Origin of the sequence: Dietzia sp. UBA5065, assembly GCA_002415925.1 — a bacterium.
Classification (GTDB): domain Bacteria; phylum Actinomycetota; class Actinomycetes; order Mycobacteriales; family Mycobacteriaceae; genus Dietzia.
Window position 1 is genome coordinate 1 of record DIAZ01000135.1, and the last position, 3,438, is coordinate 3,438.

The window sequence follows — 3,438 nt, forward strand, 5'->3', positions numbered from 1 at the left end:
GCTGCCCCGCGACGTGGTGGAGCGTGCGGTGGCCTGGATGGAGGGGCACGGCCTGGCGTTCTATCTGGAGTCGAACACCGGGCTCTTCGGCACCGAACACCTGCCCGAGCGGACCGCCGTCCTGCTGGGCGGGGCCACCGAGGAGAACATCGCGCAGGTCCGAAAGGGCTTCCCCCACATGATCTACGACCCCACCCAGGGCCGCGACGAGGTCAACAAGATCAGCTTCGTGCTCGAACCCGGGCTCGACCTGGCGGCCCTCGCCGAGTCCTTCGCGGGAGAGGCCGGCATCGACACCTGGTCGCTGACGGGACGCGGGCCCGAGTTCGGTGAGTTCGGGCAGTTGGGCGTCCACAAGGGCGCGGCCGTGCGCCGCCTAGCTGAGCACCTCGGCATGCCCGTGTCGTCCCTGATCGGCTTCGGCGACGCCCGCAGCGACGTCGAGCTCCTGACCGCGTGTGGCACCGGAGTGGCCATGGGCAACGCCCCCGACGAGCTGCTCGCGGTGGCCGACCTGGTCACCGATCGCGCCGACGAGGACGGCCTGGTCAAGGCCTTCATCCGGCTCGGCCTGATCGACGGCTGACCGAGGGCTTCCCGCGCGCACCAGCGTGCGGAGGGTATGCCGCCCGCTCCCGACCAATGGCATCCCGTGTGCGGGCTGACGCGGACGGCATACCCCGTGCCGCCGTCACGCCCCGGGACGGTCCGCGCGGTCGGGCACAGGGTCGACGCGGATGAGGGTCTGCTGCCCGGTGGCCACCAAGGTCCTCGTCTGATCGGTGACCCCGAAGACGTCGAGCTGGCACACCGTCAGGGTGCGGCCGGACCTGCGGACCGTCCCCACCGCTTCGAGGTGCTCGCCAGCGGCCGGGGCGACCAGGTTGATCTTGTACTCGACCGTGAGCACCTCCGAGCCCTGCGGGAAGAGGGTCAGCGCGGCATACCCTCCGGCGGAGTCGGCGATCGCGCTGGTGGCTCCGGCGTGGACGAAGCCGTGCTGCTGGCTCACCTCCGGCTGGCTGGGCAGCACGATGTGCACGGTCCCGGGGCCGATGTGGCCCAACCGGGCGCCAAGCAGACGCATGAGCCCCTGCCGGTCGAAGCTGTCGCGGATGCGGGCCTGCACCTCGGGGGTGGCGGCTTCGAGGCGGCTGTCGTGGTCCATGAGCACTCCTGTCGCTGGGTTGCCATGGTCAGTCTCGCTGGTCTGCTGGTGAGGTATGCCGCTAAGCGCCGTCCCGCTTCAGCTGGTGTCGGCGCCTTGGGGTTGAATCAGGCCGGTGATCGCATTCCAGTGGTCACCGACCGCGCGACAGGCCTGCGCAGGCCAGGGGAGATGAACATGGCAGCTCGTGGGCGCACCGACGGACCCGCTCTGGGCGAGTTCCTGTCAGAGCTGCGTAGCCGGTGGGAGCCTCTGTCCCGGCAGGACCTTGTGGACGTTCTCGGCAGCCACGCAGAGCGGCTCCCGGTCCGGGAACGTCAGGCGTTCCTCGACATCTTTCCCGACCTTGCGACCCCTCTTGCGGGGACGGAGCGGACCTCGGGCGGGCCGGTGTTGGCGCTCATCGACGAGTTCGCGGCGCGGGTCGCTGCCGGGGAGTATGCCGATGACGAGGGCTATTACCGCGACCGATACGGATGGGTCGATGAGGAGGCTGCCACCTGGGCCCCGGAGGCCGAGGGGCTGTTCGCGGCGATCGGGGAGCTCTTTGTGGCGGGTGACCTCGTTGCCGCACGGGCGGCATACGAGCGGCTGTTGGCTCCCTTCGGTCTGGGCGGGAACGAAGACGTGACGCTGGAGTTGTGGGAGATGGAATCCTCCGACGTGAGCGAGACGCTGGCCAGATATTTGCGCTGCGTCTATGAGACGACCGCGGTGACCGGCCGGGTTGAGGCGGTCCACCGGGTCCACCTGGAGCTCCCCGGTGTGCGGCCACTCACTCTGGCGCAGTTGTCGAGCACTCGCGTGGACCCGCTCCCTGACCTGGATGCCTTCCTGCCCGGGTGGATCGACACCCTCCTGTCCAACACCACGTATCCGCGCCCGCCTGATCGGGTCCGGCTGCTCACCGAGGCCGCCATGCTGCAGGCGGGCGTCGACGGGTTGGCCGATCTGTTCCGGCGTCCTGGCCCTCACCAAGGCGGAATCGGCTTGGCAAGGATCGATGCCCTCACTGCTCAGGGACGTCTTGAGGAAGCCCGGGCAGCCGCCGAGGAGGCGCTGGACGTGGCTGGCGCATCTGGCCCCCATCGTGCGCAGGCCGCTGATCGGCTCGCAGAACTGGCCGGTCAGCAGGGTGACATCACGGCTGCGGTGGCGGCCCGGCGTCGCGCCTGGACGAGTCAACCCACCCGGCCCCGGCTGCTGGCTATGGCGGCGACGAGCATCGATGCTGGAGTGCTCACAGAGACGCTGGCCGCGGAGGCCGACGCCGTCAGCTCAGCCGGTGGGGTGGCGGTTGACCGGCTGGGTTGCGAGCTGTTGTTGCTCGCGGGGCGCATCGACGAGGCGGTCGCGGCCCTGACCACCTCGGCACCGCTTGGCTGGCACAACGCCGATCACCCGGGCCAGGTCGTTCTCTCGGTCCTCTGGGCTGCGGCGACCGGCGCGGCACCTGCTGTGGACTCAGGCCATTTGGGGCGGCTCTACGCCGCTATCGACATCGACCCAGCGGCGCTCCCCAGCTTTGAGGACTGGTTTTCTCCCAGCGGCGACGGCTTGCACACGCGCTACGTCGAGCCCGCGCCTGCTGGCCCCCCGCTGACAGAATTGCTCACTGATGCCATCGGGCGGTTCGTCGGCGACGCGGATGCCCGCGACAAGTGGCTGACCATCGCTGGGACCGTGGCGGACGGGAGGATCGACGCGATCGTTTCCGGGAAACATCGAGGCGCCTACGCTCGCGCAGCGATGTTGGCCTACGCCCACGCGGAGGCCCTCGCCGGCGTCGGCAGGGACGCGCAGGCGCGCACCTATCTCGAGGGAGTCCGATCCCGGTTCCCCCGGCACATTGCTTTCCGCGCTGAGTTCGACGCTGCGGGGGGCGCGTCGACCCTCAGACCTCGACGGCGCTGACCCCTCCCGGCGGCACTCTGACATCCGCAGCTCGGGTGCCACGCTCGGTGCCGGCCTTGGCACCGCCGTAGGGTTTGGAGCGTGAAGACGACACGGCTGCGGGTGACCATGCGGGAGGTGGAGCCGCCGGTTGTGCGAGTGCTCGACATCCCCGGTGGCGCGACCCTGCCGGAGGTGCACGACCTGCTCCAGGCCGGGATCGGGTGGACCGACAGCCACCTGCACCTGTTCGAGACCGACTCGTCGCGCTACGGCATACCGGATCCGGACTTCGGCGACGATGACCCGAACCACCGAGACGAGCGCACCGCCACGTTGCGGGACCTTCCGCTGGCGTTCGTCTACCACTACGACTT

The 3,438-nt window shown here is 69.8% G+C and carries 4 protein-coding genes; 3 read left to right on the forward strand and 1 reads right to left on the reverse strand.

What is annotated here, in order from left to right; genetic code table 11:
• Positions 1-586, forward strand: a 586-nt coding sequence (locus B4M60_RS10590; protein ID WP_291083413.1) for an HAD hydrolase family protein, incomplete at its 5' end; no start/stop codon positions are given.
• A 105-nt stretch (positions 587-691) separates the two neighbouring features.
• Here the strand turns inward: B4M60_RS10590 and B4M60_RS10595 are convergent.
• Positions 692-1,168, reverse strand: coding sequence for a PaaI family thioesterase (locus tag B4M60_RS10595; protein ID WP_291083416.1), 477 nt, complete (start codon positions 1,166-1,168; stop codon positions 692-694).
• 270 nt (positions 1,169-1,438) lie between these two features.
• On the opposite strand from B4M60_RS10595, the gene B4M60_RS10600 reads away from it, so the two are divergent.
• Both B4M60_RS10600 and B4M60_RS10605 read left to right on the forward strand, forming a co-directional pair.
• Positions 1,439-3,082, forward strand: a complete 1,644-nt coding sequence (locus tag B4M60_RS10600; protein WP_291083419.1) for a hypothetical protein — start codon at positions 1,439-1,441, stop codon at positions 3,080-3,082.
• Positions 3,083-3,163: 81 nt separating this feature from the next.
• On the forward strand, positions 3,164-3,438 hold a 275-nt coding region (locus B4M60_RS10605; RefSeq protein ID WP_414646787.1), incomplete at its 3' end, for an IS1096 element passenger TnpR family protein.